Raw genomic sequence first — 14,164 nt, 5'->3', positions numbered from 1 at the left:
CGGAAAACGGTGGGTGGGCGGGCGCTGGAGTTCCTACTGTGGTTCGCGGCCTTCACTACGGAACCAGTCGAACGTGACCGTGCCGCCGCTCACGAAGACGCCGGCAACCCGTCCCGTAAAGGAGGCCGCGGTTTCCGCCGAGAGGTAGCGGCCGTCCAGTTCGGCCAAGGTGACCAGTTCGCCGTCGACGATCGCATGGAGGGCGATGGTGTCCGAGCTCAGGTGCCCGAAGCCCACACCCGAATCCGGCTGGCGGGTTTCGATGCGAAGTTCCAGCGGCCCCGGAGGAACCTGTCGCGTCCAGCATTGTTCGATTGAGGAAATCCGTGCCCTTGCCGTGAGAGTGGTCCCGTTCAGTTCGATCGAATAGTGGTGCGCCTCGTCATAACGGACGGCGAGTCCACCGGCGTTCCCCTTCCCGGCAAGAGGGTCAAGTTCCTCGGGAGATCCGGTGTCCACCAGCGCGGCGATGGTCTCCACCTGGTAGCGCTGGCGGCGCCCCAGGAAGGAAGGCCGGGAATCGTCCAGGCCGGTGCCGTCGCTGACCAGGGTGAGGCGCCCGGGGTTCTTCTCCACGGATGCGAACGTGCCGGGGAATCGCCGCACGGCGATCCAGCCGCCGTCGAGCTCGGCGTCCGCAAAGTTGTCCTCGAACTCGCCGCCGCCGGGGCGCGGGTTGAGGATGACCGGTTCGACGACGGGCCAGCCGTCCTCCCACGTGACCGGGGCGATGAAGGTTTCCCTGCCCAAGGCGGAGAAGGCCCGGGTCATGCCCTTGGGCCGCATGCCCAACAGCACCATGGCCCAGCCGCCGTCGGGCGTCTGCACGAGGTCGCCGTGGCCGGTGTTCTGGATGGGACGGTCGGTGCTGCGGGCGCTCAGGATGGGGTTGGCGGGGTTGCCCTCGAACGGACCGGCCGGCGACGTTCCGCGGGCAATGCTGACGCTGTGTCCGCGCTCAGTGCCGCCCTCGGCGATCATGAGGTACCAGTAGTCGCCATGGCGGTACAGGTGCGGTGCTTCGGGGAACATCAGGCCGGTGCCGGACCACACGCTCCGGGGTTCCTCAAGAGCCTTGCCCGCTTCCAAATCCACGCGAAGCTGGAGGATGCCGCCGTGCTCGCCGATGTTCCCGGTGACCGTGTCGAGTCCCGAGTACGTCATGTAGGCGGTGCCGTCCTCGTCCCAGGCAAGATCCTGGTCGATCCCGATGGCGCCTTCAATGACGAGTCCGTCGCTCCACGGGCCGGAGGGGTCCTTGGCAGTGAACACCAGGGTCCCCCGCGCCATGGCGTCGGTGACAGCGACGTAGAACAGGCCGTCGTGGAAACGGATGGTGGGTGCCCAAGCGCCGCCAAGGGTGGGCACGTCCCTTGAGTCGAGCTGCCCTTCCCGGTCCACCACATGGCCGACCCGGTCCCAGTTGACCAGGTCGGTGCTGTGGTAGATCGGAATGCCGGGGAGGTATTCGAACGTGGAGGTCGCCAGATAGTAGTCCTCGCCGACCTTGACGATGCTGGGATCAGGGTTGAAGCCCGGAATCAGTGGGTTAGGGAATTTCATGCGGCGCCTCCAAGGGTTGCGTCGGTCAGGGTGAGAACGGTTTCGAGCGGCAGCTCGTTGACTGAGGTGCCGATGCGCAGGCGGTAGTCACCGGGTTCGTAGGTCCAGCCGTTGTCCCAGTAGGCCAGGAGACGGGTGGGCACATTCAGGGTTGCGGTGAGGGTCTGGCCGGGTTCGGCCCACAGGGGGGCGGAGGCGACGAGCCAGCGCACGGGGCGGTCGACGGCGGAGCCGGGCCGTTCGGCGTAGACCTGGACCACTTGTTTGCCGGCGCGGTTGCCGGTGTTGGACAGCGTCACCGTGAGGGGCACGATGGCGCCGGGCGCCGCGGTGGCGGGGGCCTCGGCTGTGTCGAGGGTCCAGTGGGTGTAGCCGAGTCCGTGCCCGAATTCGTAGGCCGGTTCCGTCCCGGTCTTCAGCCAGGCGCGGTAGCCGATGTGGATCCCTTCGGTGTAAGCCAGTTCCCCGTTCGCGTCAGGGGTGGTGTTGATGACCGGCACGTCCTCCTGCGTGGCGGGCCAGGTGGTCGGGAGCCGGCCGCCGGGTTCGGCGGCGCCAACCAGGATCTCGGCGAGGGCGGTGCCGAATTCCTGCCCGCCGAAGTACCCGATCAGGGTCGCGGCCACCTCGTCCCGCCAGGGCAGCAGCACCGGGGACCCGGAGTTCACCACCACCACGGTGCGCGGGTTGGCCGCGGCGACGGCACGGACCAGGCGGTCCTGCAGGCCCGGCAGTTCCAGGGTGGTGCGGTCGTAGCCTTCGGATTCGACGCGGGAGTTCGTGCCGACCACGACGACGGCGACCTCCGCCGCTTTCGCTGCGGCGACGGCGTCGTTGATCAGGGCCTCGGGGTCGGTGCTGTCCGCTTCGAGCCCGATGGTCACGGCCAGGGCGTTGCCCAGGGCGCCGGTGCGCCCGGCGAGGTCCAGTTCCACCGTCACTTCCAGCGGAACACCCGCGGTCGCCGCGACCGGGACGGAGGCGGTGGGCGGGGCCAGGAACGCAGCGCCCAGGTCGGTGCCCGTGGCCTCGATGGACGCCTCATGCCGGAGTTGCCCGTCCACGAAGATCCGCCCGTGCCCCACGGTGGAGAAGCCCAAGCGGATCGCGCTGCTCTCCCCGGGAGTGTAGTGGGTGTGGAACTGGACCATGGAGGACTCCGCGATGGGGGCGTCCCCGCCGAACCAGACCAGCGCGGTGGAGCGGCGGTCCTCCGCGAAGAGTTCCTTGCCGGTGGAGGCAAAGAAGCGCACCCGCAGCCCCGGTTCGCCCGTGACCGGGTTCCTCAGCTGTTCCAGGGGCAGTTCGGCGATGCCTTCCTGCACCACCGCGCCCACGTTGTAGCTGACGTTCTCGGGGCCGAATGCGGCACGGATCCCGTCCAGCGGGGTGACGATCTTTTCCGGGACCACGGTCGCGGACCCGCCGCCCTGGGTCCGGGCATGGCGGGCATTGTGCCCGATCACCGCCACCCTGGTGACGGCCGCGGGAGCCAGCGGCAGCACGCCGTCGTTCCTCACCATCACCGTGCCAGCCACGGACGCCTCCCTCGCGAACGCAAGCGGGTCCTCCCGCTCGGCGGGCACTCCGTCAACCTGTTCCGCGGCCGCCGGTTCGAAACCCTCCAGGGCGCCCACCCGGGCGGCGAGCTGCAGGATCCGTAACACTTTCCGGTCAATGCTGGCCTCCGAAACCGTGCCGCACTTCACCGCCAGCACGAGCGCCGGACCCCAGGGACCGTCCGGGCCGGGCATCACCAGGTCTTGGGAATGCTTCGCGCTCTCCACGCTGCGGACCGCGGTCCAGTCGCTGATCACCACGCCGTCGAAGCCCCACTCGGTGTTCAGTGGGGATTCCAGCAGCTCGTTCTCCGTGGCCGTGGCGCCGTTGACCGAGTTGTACGCGCTCATTACCAGCCACGCCTTCGAGTCCACGATGGCCTTCTCGAACGCCAGCAGGTACAGCTCCCGCAGGGGGCGCTCGTCGACGAGCACATCCACCGTGAACCGATCCGTCTCCGAATCATTGGCCACGTAATGCTTCGGTGTCGCACCGACCCCATTGCGCTGCACCCCGGCGACATACGCGGCCGCGAGTTCAGCGGTCAAGACCGGGTCCTCGCTGAACGCCTCGAAATGCCGGCCACCCAACGGGGAACGGTGCAGGTTGATCGTCGGGCCAAGCACGACGTCGACCCCCTTGCGCCGGGCCTCCACCGCCGATACAGCCCCCAAACGGTCCGCCATCGCAGGATCCCAGGACGAACTGATCGCCGTCGCGGACGGGAAATTCATCGACGGTTCCCGCTCGTCCCACACCTCGCCCCGCACACCGGTGGGCCCGTCCGAGAACAACATCCGCCGCAGCCCGATCCGCTCCACCGGCCACGTCGTCCAGAAATCCCGGCCCGTCAGCAACCGCACCTTCTCCTCCAGGCTCAGCCGGGCCAGGAGGGACTCGAGGCGTTGGTCGATGGTCTTGTCGGCGAGGAGTTCCATGGTGGCTTTCTTGTCTGTCTTGAGAGATGAAGTGTCGATGCTCATACGGTGGCGCCCGTGGTGACTGCGGCCGCGCCGGCTTCGCGTTGGGTGGCGATGATGTTTCGGTACCAGTACGCGCTCCACTTGGGGATGCGGGCCTGGGTGCCGTAGTCCACGTAGACCAAGCCGAAGCGCTTGTCGTAGCCTTCGGCCCATTCGAAGTTATCCATGAAGGACCACGCGAAGTAGCCGCGAACGTCCACGCCGTCGGCGATCGCCTCTCCTACTGCGGAAATGTACCCGCGCAGGTAATCGATGCGTTCGGGGTCGCGGACCTCGCCGTTCGGATCCACGTAGTCGTGGAACGTCACACCGTTTTCCGTGACGTACAGCGGAAGGGAGGTGTACTCGGCGGCGACCCGCTTGAGCACCGCTTTGAGCGCATCGGGCGTATTGGACCAGCCAAACGACGACGGCGCCGGCTCCACGTGCGTCCAGCTCACCCCACCCGGGGCTGCTTCGTCCGCGGAAACCAGCATGTTGGTGTAGTGGTTGATGCCGGCAAAGTCGCCTGGTGCAGAGATGATGGCCAAATCCACAGGCTGGACCAGGTCTTCTGCCGCGGCCCCCTCGCCGGTGGCGGTCAGTCCGTACTGACCGTAGGCCTCAAGGGTCGACTCGGCATAGCGGCCTCGGTAGACGGGGTCCAGGAAGATCCGGTTGCTGACGGCGTCCCAGTATTCCGTGGCCCTGCGGTCGGCTTCGGAATCGCTGGCCGGGTTGAGGTTGCCGATGATGTTGGTGATGCCCACCTTGGCCTCAGGGCGGCGGGCACGGAATTCGGCCAGCGCCAGCCCGTGGGCCAGGAGCAGGTGGTGGGCTGCACGCACGGCGAGGCGGTCGTCCTTGAAGCCCGGGGCCTGCATACCCCAGGAGTGGCCAAGGAAAGCGGCGCACATCGGCTCGTTGATCGTGATCCAGTGCTCGGCGAGTTCACCCAGGGCCTCGGCCACGAGACCGGAGTACTCCCCGAAACGGTAGGCAGTGTGCCGGGCCGGCCAGCCGCCGTCGTCCTGCAGGGCTTGAGGCAGGTCCCAGTGGTAGAGCGTCACGTACGGAGTGATCCCGCGTGCGGCGCAGCCCGCCAGAAGATCCCGGTAGAACCGGACCCCCTCGGGGTTGAGCGGACCGACGCCGGTGGGCTGCAGCCGGGACCAGGACAAGGACAGCCGGTAGGACGGGATTCCCAGATCAGCCATGAGGTCAAGATCGGCTTCCCAGCGATGGAAGTGGTCGCAGGCGATGTCGCCGTTGTCACCGTGGATGGTGGTGCCGGGCTGGTGGGAGAAGGTGTCCCAGATGCTCCGGCCGCGCCCGCCCTCGTTGACGGCACCTTCGATCTGGTACGCCGCGGTGGCCACGCCCCAGGCGAAGTCGGCGGGAAAAGCGGCGGCTGGGGAGAGTTCCGTGCTCGCGGACAGTGGCGGCTGCGTCATGGGCTCGCCTTTCGTGTGTCTGTGCTGGTCATAGAGGCTTGCTTCGCGTCAGGCGACGCCGGCTTGGACGTTCTGTTGGTGCTGGATGTCCAGCAAGCGGAGGCGGTCGGCGCGGCGTTGGGCTTGCCGGTCCGGGTCAGGAACCGGGGCGGCCATGAAGAGGCGCTGGGTGTAGGGATGTTCCGGTTCTCCGGTGACTTGCTCGCCCTCGCCCCATTCCACGATTTCGCCGTGATACATCACGGCCACGCGGTGGCTGAGGTGGCGGACCACCGCGAGGTCATGGGAGACAAAGAGGTAGGCGACGCCGGTGCGTTCCTGGATCTCGATGAAAAGGTCCAGCACCGTGGCCTGGGTGGAGAGGTCCAGGGCCGAGACGGGTTCGTCGCACACGATCAGTTTCGGGTCCAAGGCCAGGGCCCGGGCGATGGCGATGCGCTGGCGCTGCCCGCCGGAGAACTCGCGCGGCAGCCGGTGGGCAGCGCCGTGCGGCAGCCTGACCTGGTCCAGCAGCTCGGCGACCCGCTTGTTGGCGGCCTGGCGTTCCACCTTCCGGACGGTGAGCGGCTCGGTGAGGATCTGTTCGATGGTCATGGACGGGTTGAGCGAGGTGTAGGGGTCCTGGAACACCACCTGGATCTCGTGGCTGAGCTCCTTGCGCTGGGCCCTGGTTGCTTTGGAGATTTCCTGGCCGCGGTATTTGATGCTGCCCCCGGTGACCGGGGCGAGCCCCAGCATGGCGCGGCCCAGCGTAGTCTTGCCGGAGCCCGACTCCCCCACCAGGCCCACGGTCTCGCCGGGGCGGATGTCCAGGGAAACGCCCTTGAGTGCTTGGAAGGGTTCCTTCCGGAAGCCCTTGAGTGGATATTCGACGACGACGTCCCTGACGTCGAGCAGTGTTTCGGTCATGACGTCACTCCTTTCAATGCCTTGGACTGGCCGCTGGTGGTGAGTTCCCCGCCCGGGTTCAGCGGTCCCCCGGTGTTGAGGGGGCCACGCGGTGCCGCGTCCTCGAGGATCGCTTCCAGCAGCTGTCGGGTATACGGGTGGCGGGCGTCCTTGAAGATGGTCCGGACGGGCCCGGTTTCCACCACGCGGCCCGTCTGCATCACGGTCACGCGGTCGCAAAGGTCGGCGACGACCCCAAAGTTGTGGGTCACCAGGATGACGCCCATTTTCAACTCGTCCTGGAGTTCGCGCAGCAGGTCAAGCACTTCGGCCTGCACGGTGACGTCGAGTGCCGTGGTGGGTTCGTCCGCGATAAGCAGGTCCGGCTCGCATGAGACCGCGCCGGCGATCAGCACCCGTTGGGCCATACCTCCGGAGATCTCATGCGGGTAGGCATTGAAGGTCCGTTCGGGGTGGGGAATCCCCACTTTGGCGAGCAGTGCCAGTGCGCGCTTCCGGGCTTCCGCTTTGGAGATGCCGAGGCACACCCGCATGGGTTCCATGAGCTGGCTGCCGATGGTGAAGGCGGCGTCCAGGTTGCTCATGGGTTCCTGCGGGATATAGGCGATGCGCTTGCCGCGGACCTTCGTCATTTCCTTTTCTGAGAGGCGGGCCAGGTCCGTGCCGTCGAAGATGATGGAGCCGCCGGTGACTCGTCCGCCCTGCGGCAGGAGCCGGAGGATGGAGAAAGCGGTCTGGGTCTTGCCCGAGCCGGACTCGCCCACGAGCCCATGGACTTCTCCGCGGCGGACCGTGAGTCCTACATGGTTCACTACATGGGTGGTGGAACCGTCGGGCTGGTCGTAGCCGACGCCCAGGTCGGTGACCTCCAGGAGGATCTCACCGAGATTCCCGGACGGCATTTCGGGATGCACCACTGCCGGCTCGCCGCGCTTGGCGGCGGCTTCGGCGGGGTGCACGGCGGCGGCCTCCTTGCGGCGGCGCTTGACCGGCCCGCGGCTGCGCTCGAGTTCGTCACGCATCGCATTGGCCAACAGGGTCAGCGCGATGCAGACGACGCCGAGGACGAGGCTTGGCCACAGTACAAGGGTGGGTGCCTTGTAGAGGTTGATGAAGCCGTCGTTGAGCATGCTCCCCCACGTGGGGATGTTCAGGTCGCCCAGGCCAAGGAATTCCAGGCCGGCCTGGATGGCGATGGCGATGCCAAGGACCATAGCGGACTGGATGATGACGGGTGCGCGCACCACGGTGAGGATGTGGCGGCCGATGATCCGGAAATCACTGAGCCCTGAGACCCGTGCCGCGTCGACGTAGAGTTCGTTGCGCACCGCCGTCACGCAGGCGTAGACCAGCCGGAAGTAAGCCGGGGAAAGCAGGACGCCGAAGATCATCATGGACAACCACATCGATGGTCCGACGACGGCCCGTGCCGCCAGCAGGATCACGATGCCGGGCATTGCCATGAGCAAGCCGGTGAGCCAGGAGGACACCGAATCGAACCAGCCGCCGTAGTATCCGGCCACCAGGCCGCCGGTGACGCCGATCGCGACGGCGACCAAGAGCGCCAGCAGTGCCCCGGCCAGGCTGAATCGTCCCGCGAAGAGCAGGCGGCTGAAGACGTCGCGCCCGGCGCTGTCCGCACCCAGCAGGTGGTCCGGGCCGGACTTGGCCAAAACCGCCTGGAGGCTGGCGAGCCCCGGATCGTGCGTTGCGAGCACAGGTGCCAGCACCGCGGCCAACGCCACGAGCGCGAGGACCAGCATGGATACGGCCCCGGTGGGGTTCGTGAGGAGCTTGCGGAACAAGGAGACTTTGGTTGCCTGGGTGGGCAGTGCGATGGAGGTGTCGATCATGACAGCCGAACTTTCGGGTTGAGCCAGCCTTGGGCGAGGTCGATGATGAGGTTGACGATCACCACGATGGCGGCTGTGGCGACGACGACGCCCATCACCACCGGGATGTCCCCCTGGCTGGTGGCGGCAACTGCAATCTGCCCGAGGCCGGGCAGGGCGAAGATCTGTTCAACGATCACGGCACCGCCGAGCAGGCCGATGAACTGGACCGCGAGGACTGCCAGGGCAGGACCGCCGGCGTTGCGCAGCACATGCCTGTACACCACCCGGTTGAAGGAGAGGCCCCGGGCACGAAGAGTGCGGACATAGTCCTGGCGCAGGGCATCGATCAGGGAGCCGCGCACCTGCTGGACCACCGAGGCGATGCAGCCGATCGAAAGGGCGATGATCGGCAGGGTGACCGTGGCCGCCCAGCCGCCAAACGACGTCGTCATCGGTATATAACCGGTGGCCTTGAACCACTTGAGGTTCAAGGCGAACAGGGATACGAGTCCCAAAGCGATAAGGAAGCCGGGAATCGCGAACCCCAGAACGCCTACGAACTGGACCACGCGGTCCACCCAGCCCCGGCGCACTGCGGCCAGGACAGCGATGACCACCGATATCACCGCGGCGATGATGGTGGCGCCCAACACCAGGGAGAGGGTCACGGATACCCGGCTGGTGACGCCGGTGGCGACCAACTGGCCGTTGAACCACGAGCGTCCAAGGTCGCCAGTGAGGGCGTGGGTGAGCCAATCCCAGTACTGGACCACAAGCGGGCGGTTCAGTCCTAGCTGGGAGGCCTTCAGTGTCACCTGGGCCTGACTGGCTGTGGGGCCCACGATGCGGCGGGCGATATCGCCGCCACCCGCGAACAGCAGCAAGTAGGCGACCGTTGTAATGACGAACAGCAGGAGGACGCCCGAGAGCAGGCGGCGCAGCACGAAACGGTACATCAAAGTTCCTTAAGGGAAGGTTCCTGGGGCCGCCGGGACCAGGCCACCGCTTGTGTCAATGAGCGATTTCTGTCACTGACTGGGCGGTCCGGTCCCGGCAGCTGTCCGCTAGGAGGCGGGAGAGAAGGACCAGATGAACGGGTAGGCGTTACCCGTCTGGACCTCGACCTTGGTCTTGGCGTCGGAGACGAAGCTGGACTGCGGGCGGTACCACGGAGCGAACCATGCCTGCTCCACGATGTACTTGTTCAGTTCCTTCGCGGCGGCCGTCTGCTCATCCGTAGAACCGACGTGGATCTTGTTGATCAGCTCGTCAACCTTCGGGTCCTCGTACTTGTACGGGTTCCACGGGGCACCGGGCGCGATCTTCATGTTGATCAGCTGCCAGTCGGACTGCTGCTCCAGGATCATGTAGCTCACGCCATACTTCGGCGCCAGGAGGTCGGCAATGAAGTTGTTGCCGGTGTCCGTGAACTCCGCCGTTATGCCGACGTCCTTGAGCTGCTGGGTGATCAGTGCCGGGAGGGTGTTGCCCATGAGCGCGGAGGACGGCAGCTTCAGGGTCAGCCCGCTGGCGTAGCCGGCCTGCGCGAGCAGTTCCTTGGCCTTGGCGGGATTGAAGGCATAGCGGGAGTCCAGGGACTTGTCATAAGCAGCCGACGACGGCGGGAACACCTGGGTGGTCAGCTCGCCATAGCCCTGGCCGATTGACTGCAGCATCGCTTTGGTATCGAAGGCGTAGTTGAGTGCTTGGCGGACGCGGACGTCCTTGAGCGCGGGGTTGGTGGTACCGGCGCGGTCAAACAGGATGAGGCCTGCCCAGTTCAACTGGAGTGGATTGACCTTGTATCCGGCAGCCTGGATCTCCGTGAGCGTGTTGTTGTCAGCGGTGTTGGCGGCGTTGAGCTGCCCGGACTTGATGGCGTTCAGCAGGGAGGTCTGGTCGCCGTAGACGTTGAGGACCAGGTTGTCGTAGTGCACCAGGCCCTTGTCCCAGTAATCCGGGTTGCGGTGGTAGCTGTAGGACGTACCGGTCACGGTGGCTGCGGTATCCAGCACGTAGGGGCCGGAGCCGACGGGCTTGGTGGCGATGTCCGCGTTGCCGAAGGATGCCGGGCTCTGCATGAAGGACGCGTCCTTGGACAGGTAGTTCAGGAACGCCGGGTCCGGGGCGGACAGGGTCAGTTCCAGTGTGGTTGCGTCCACGGCCTTGGCGGTCTTCAGGGCCGCCAGGAATTGTGCATCCGGCGACGTGCCTGCCTTGAAGCGTTCAAGGTTTTGCTTCGCGGCGTCGGCGTTGAAGGGGGTGCCGTCGGTGAATCTGACGTCGTCGCGCAGTGTGAGCGTCAGGACGGTCTTGTCCGTGTTGTACTTCCAGTCTTTGGCCAGCATCGGCACGAGCGAGCCATCAGGCTTCATCCGGATCAAAGTGTCGTACACGGCCTGGTAGAACGGCGACAGGTTGGCGAACTCGGACTGGTTTGCAGCGAAGGTCTTGGGCGCCAGCAGCGCGCCCAGAGTCAGGGTTTGGGAGGACTGGTCCTGAGGGGCAGCGGCACCGCCACCACCACAAGCAGTGAGCCCCAGGGCAACAGCCGCAATGACTGCGGCCATTCGCTTGGATCGGAACATCTTTGGTCCCTTTCACGATCAGTGGCGTCCACCATGGACGGCCATTGGGAAAGACCGTAACAGCTAAAACCTAGCGACCACTAGGTTTTAGATGAATTTTTTGAATCGTTATGAAATGTGACGATGCGCACAGTGGTTGACCAATTGATGGACTTATTCAAAAATCTACGTTGTTAGGGTTGATCCATGAAAGAGACCGCGGGCGGCACACAGCCCGAGACGGTGCGTCGAGGGCGCCGCGGCACTTATGCCAAGACGGAGGCGCGGAGGCAGGAAATCCTGAAGGCGGCTTTCGACGTCTTTTCATCCTCGGGCTACCGCTCGGGCTCGCTGAAGGACGTGGCGGACAAAGTGGGCCTGACGCAAGCCGGTCTCCTGCACCACTTCCCCAGCAAGGAAGCCTTGCTTGAGGCACTCCTGACCTTCCGCGACGACGAGTCCGCGATTTACACAGGGGCCTTGGATGCCAAGGGTGCGGACTTGCTGCACGCCATGGTGGATCTGACCCGGCACAACACCACCATCCCGGGCCTCGTGGCGCTGTACTGCGTACTGTCCGCGGAAGCCACCGACCCCGAGCACCCGGCCCACAAGTATTTCCGCGACCGGTACGACTGGGTACGCCGCTTGCTGAGCGATGCTTTCTCGCACATGGCGGACGCGGGCACGTTACGGCCCGGCGTCGCGCCTGCCGCAGCGGCACGCCAACTGATCGCACTCATGGACGGCCTGCAGGTCCAGTGGCTTCTCGACAACGAATCCGTCGACATGCCATCCGAAGTCGCGGCGTACCTTAACGCCGTCACGACCGAAATCTTCTAGCCCACCCAACTAACTCGCAATAGTTGTCGTTTAGAGGGCCCAGAACGACATTAACTGCGAGTTACTTGGGTCCGGGTGCGGCAGTTGGGCCGGAGGGTGCCGGGGTCGGGCCTACGAGACTGCCAGGTGGAGGGCCTGGGGGTCTTCGGCATGGGCGCCGACCCTGAAGCTCACCGACGTGACCGAAGGTGCCTCGATGGTCTTCGTGGCCGGGTTCCAGGAGCCCAGGGCTTCGAGCGAAACCGGAACGGCCACGTCGATTGTCGCGCCCGACGGGACGAACACGCTCAGGAATCCCGCAAGCAACCATTCGCCGGCATGAATGCCGTCCGTTCGCTGTCCATAGACCTGCACTACGTGGTGTCCATCGCGTGCTCCAGTGTTGGTGACCTTGGCATATACCGTGACCCCGCTGGGGCCCGATGTAACGCTTCCTTCCCGGATGCCGAAGGTGGTGTAGGACAGCCCGAATCCATGGGGGAAGGCCGCTTCCACGCCAAGTTTGTTCAGCAGCCTCTGGCCGTGCCACCGGTCATAGGTCATCGCACGTGCATTGCGGTCGAAGGCCGGAAGGTGCTCCTCCGAGGTGGGAATGGAATACGGAAGACGGCCTGATGGGTTGTGGGCACCGGTGAGGACATCGGCCAAGGCATGGCCGCCTTCCATTCCCGGGTACCACATCATGACGATCGCTGGCACGTCGTGGCGCCAGTTTTCGGAGATGACGGCGCCAGCGGCCACGACATTCACCACAGTGCGTGGATTCGCGGCACTCACGGCAAGGATGATCTCCTCATCGACGCGACGCAGCCGGAGGGAAGTCCTGTCCCCGCCATAGCCTTCGCCCGCGGTCATCCCCGCACCCTTCTTGGGTTTCGGCATTTCGACGCCAGCCGGCCGCGGCGGGAATAGCCCCAGAAGTTCAGGGTCGGTCAGCGTGCCGGCTCCGATGAATTCGCCCTCATCCCTCTCGTCGAAGCCGACGACGACGATCGCGACGTCAGCCTCCCGGGCCGCCTTCTCCGCGGCCTCCGGATCGTCCTGGTCCACAACGACGATTCTTGCTCCGGGGAACGCGGCGCGGATGCCTTCGAGCGGCGACGTGGAGCTCGGGGGGTGGACGTTGGATGACCCGAAGTCCCCCATGTTCGGCCGGACAGCCAAACGTCCGATCACGGCGAGGCTGTGGACCGCGTCCGGGTCCAAAGGCAGGACTGCCGAAGCGCCGACGTTGTCATTTTTCAGGAGCACCATGGCACGGGCCGCTACCTCTCGAGCCAGGACGCGGTGCTCCCCGCTAGCCATCACCGTGAGCGGCGGCTCATGTTCAATCCGCTGCGCGTAGGATCTGAGCTGGACCGTCAGCAGGCGCAATCCGGCACGTTCCACGTACTCCCATGAGGTGTGCCCATCCTCCAACGCCTTGCGCAAGTGCATCCCGCGGACTTGGGAGAACGGTTCTTCGACATCGAGCCCCGCATTGAGGGAGGCAGCCGCGTCGCGCAGGCCGAAGATGAAGTCGCTCCCGGTGATGCCGTCCCAAGCCCACTGATCGCGCAACACGTCGGTGAGAAGGTAGGTGTTCTGGCCACACCAATCCCCGTTAACTGAGTTGTACGCAGTCATGATCGCCGCGGCACCCTCATTGATCGAGCGCTTGAAATGCGGCAGGTACATCTCGTGGAGCGTTGCCTCGTCGATGGTTACATCCACATGGAACCGCGCGTTCTCCATGGAGTTCACGGCATAGTGCTTCACGCATGCCATGGCGTACTTCTGGACCCCCCGCGTCAGGGCCGCCCCGAACTCGCCCAAGTGGTGGGGATCGTCGCCGTATGTCTCCTGCGCCCGACCCCACGCGGGATGGCGCGGCAAGTTGATGCACACTCCGCCGAAGAGGTTCCCGCCCTGTGCGCGGACTTCCCGGCCGATGGCCTCACCCACCTTCTCCTCCAAGGCCGGATCCCAGGTGGCTCCCCGCGCCATGGAAACGGGGAACGCCGTACCTTGTCCAGGGACGCAACCGCGGGGACCGTCAACGAAGCGGATGCCAGGAACACCCAAACGGTCTACTTCTCCGTGGACATACGGGCGCTGGTTGTATCCACGCGAAATCTCGGCCATGCCCTCCCAAAAGGGAGTGTCGCCGTCGAGCAGTCCAAGCCTTTCGTCGCCGCTCAACTCTTCGTACAGCGCCTTGGCTTCAGCGTACGGATGGGATCCTGCCCTGATTCGCGCCACGGCGGCTTCAAAGGCGGTGACTTCCTGGTTCATGATCCTCACTTCGTCGTCGGTCATTGCTGGCTACCTACCGGGTTTACGCAGCTTTGGAGTGGAAACAAAATTCGATTTCGGATTCGGCTGCAACTGTGACCTGCGTTTCAGGCTTTGATCGTCACACCTTGCGCCGAATACTTAATTCAATTTAGCATGTGACGAGCGGCACATGCTTATTCGGTGCCGACCCTAAC

9 protein-coding genes are annotated in these 14,164 nt (G+C 65.3%); 1 reads left to right on the top strand and 8 read right to left on the bottom strand.

Annotated features, from left to right (window positions below):
• Positions 1 to 33: 33 nt before the first annotated feature.
• From AC4CS3_RS06920 to AC4CS3_RS06890, 7 genes are all read right to left on the bottom strand, one after another.
• Positions 34 to 1,563 (bottom strand): glycoside hydrolase family 43 protein, encoded by a 1,530-nt coding sequence (locus AC4CS3_RS06920; protein WP_490782790.1) that lies wholly within the window; start codon positions 1,561 to 1,563, stop codon positions 34 to 36.
• A complete protein-coding gene (locus AC4CS3_RS06915) occupies positions 1,560 to 4,061 on the bottom strand; it encodes a beta-glucosidase family protein (RefSeq protein ID WP_490783042.1) in 2,502 nt (833 codons plus the stop codon). The genes AC4CS3_RS06920 and AC4CS3_RS06915 overlap by 4 nt, the downstream gene beginning before the upstream one ends.
• Positions 4,062 to 4,102: 41 nt before the next feature.
• Positions 4,103 to 5,539 (bottom strand): GH1 family beta-glucosidase, encoded by a 1,437-nt coding sequence (locus AC4CS3_RS06910; protein WP_490782789.1) that lies wholly within the window; start codon positions 5,537 to 5,539, stop codon positions 4,103 to 4,105.
• A gap of 48 nt (positions 5,540 to 5,587) precedes the next feature.
• The gene (locus AC4CS3_RS06905) at positions 5,588 to 6,448 is read right to left on the bottom strand and encodes an ATP-binding cassette domain-containing protein (protein WP_490782788.1); all 861 of its coding nucleotides are present in this window, start codon (positions 6,446 to 6,448) and stop codon (positions 5,588 to 5,590) included.
• Complete coding sequence (locus tag AC4CS3_RS06900; protein ID WP_490782787.1) at positions 6,445 to 8,301, bottom strand: dipeptide/oligopeptide/nickel ABC transporter permease/ATP-binding protein; 1,857 nt, start codon at positions 8,299 to 8,301, stop codon at positions 6,445 to 6,447. Before AC4CS3_RS06900 ends, AC4CS3_RS06905 begins: the two co-directional genes overlap by 4 nt.
• The gene (locus AC4CS3_RS06895) at positions 8,298 to 9,239 is read right to left on the bottom strand and encodes an ABC transporter permease (RefSeq protein ID WP_490782786.1); all 942 of its coding nucleotides are present in this window, start codon (positions 9,237 to 9,239) and stop codon (positions 8,298 to 8,300) included. Before AC4CS3_RS06895 ends, AC4CS3_RS06900 begins: the two co-directional genes overlap by 4 nt.
• A gap of 108 nt (positions 9,240 to 9,347) precedes the next feature.
• On the bottom strand, positions 9,348 to 10,871 hold the full coding sequence (locus tag AC4CS3_RS06890; protein WP_490782785.1) for an ABC transporter substrate-binding protein: 1,524 nt from the start codon (positions 10,869 to 10,871) through the stop codon (positions 9,348 to 9,350).
• Between the two features lie 186 nt (positions 10,872 to 11,057).
• Here AC4CS3_RS06890 and AC4CS3_RS06885 point away from each other — a divergent pair, with 186 nt between their 5' ends.
• The gene (locus AC4CS3_RS06885; RefSeq protein WP_490782784.1) at positions 11,058 to 11,693 is read left to right on the top strand and encodes a TetR/AcrR family transcriptional regulator; all 636 of its coding nucleotides are present in this window, start codon (positions 11,058 to 11,060) and stop codon (positions 11,691 to 11,693) included.
• Between the two features lie 111 nt (positions 11,694 to 11,804).
• Here AC4CS3_RS06885 and AC4CS3_RS06880 read toward each other — a convergent pair whose 3' ends face one another.
• On the bottom strand, positions 11,805 to 13,991 hold the full coding sequence (locus AC4CS3_RS06880) for a glycoside hydrolase family 3 protein (protein WP_490782783.1): 2,187 nt from the start codon (positions 13,989 to 13,991) through the stop codon (positions 11,805 to 11,807).
• Positions 13,992 to 14,164 lie beyond the last annotated feature (173 nt).

The organism is Arthrobacter sp. SE2 (assembly GCF_058244265.1).
Note: the sequence above shows the minus strand (reverse complement) of the source record. Positions and strands in the feature narration are given on the sequence as shown.

What these genes read in the sequence shown, in the direction of transcription:
- AC4CS3_RS06885 (WP_490782784.1), top strand. Translation starts at nt 11,058, where the DNA reads ATGAAAGAGACCGCGGGCGGCACACAGCCCGAGACGGTGCGTCGAGGG.
- AC4CS3_RS06905 (WP_490782788.1), bottom strand. Translation starts at nt 6,448, where the DNA reads ATGACCGAAACACTGCTCGACGTCAGGGACGTCGTCGTCGAATATCCA.
- AC4CS3_RS06910 (WP_490782789.1), bottom strand. Translation starts at nt 5,539, where the DNA reads ATGACGCAGCCGCCACTGTCCGCGAGCACGGAACTCTCCCCAGCCGCC.
- AC4CS3_RS06920 (WP_490782790.1), bottom strand. Translation starts at nt 1,563, where the DNA reads ATGAAATTCCCTAACCCACTGATTCCGGGCTTCAACCCTGATCCCAGC.
- AC4CS3_RS06915 (WP_490783042.1), bottom strand. Translation starts at nt 4,061, where the DNA reads ATGGAACTCCTCGCCGACAAGACCATCGACCAACGCCTCGAGTCCCTC.
- AC4CS3_RS06895 (WP_490782786.1), bottom strand. Translation starts at nt 9,239, where the DNA reads ATGTACCGTTTCGTGCTGCGCCGCCTGCTCTCGGGCGTCCTCCTGCTG.
- AC4CS3_RS06890 (WP_490782785.1), bottom strand. Translation starts at nt 10,871, where the DNA reads ATGTTCCGATCCAAGCGAATGGCCGCAGTCATTGCGGCTGTTGCCCTG.
- AC4CS3_RS06900 (WP_490782787.1), bottom strand. Translation starts at nt 8,301, where the DNA reads ATGATCGACACCTCCATCGCACTGCCCACCCAGGCAACCAAAGTCTCC.
- AC4CS3_RS06880 (WP_490782783.1), bottom strand. Translation starts at nt 13,991, where the DNA reads ATGACCGACGACGAAGTGAGGATCATGAACCAGGAAGTCACCGCCTTT.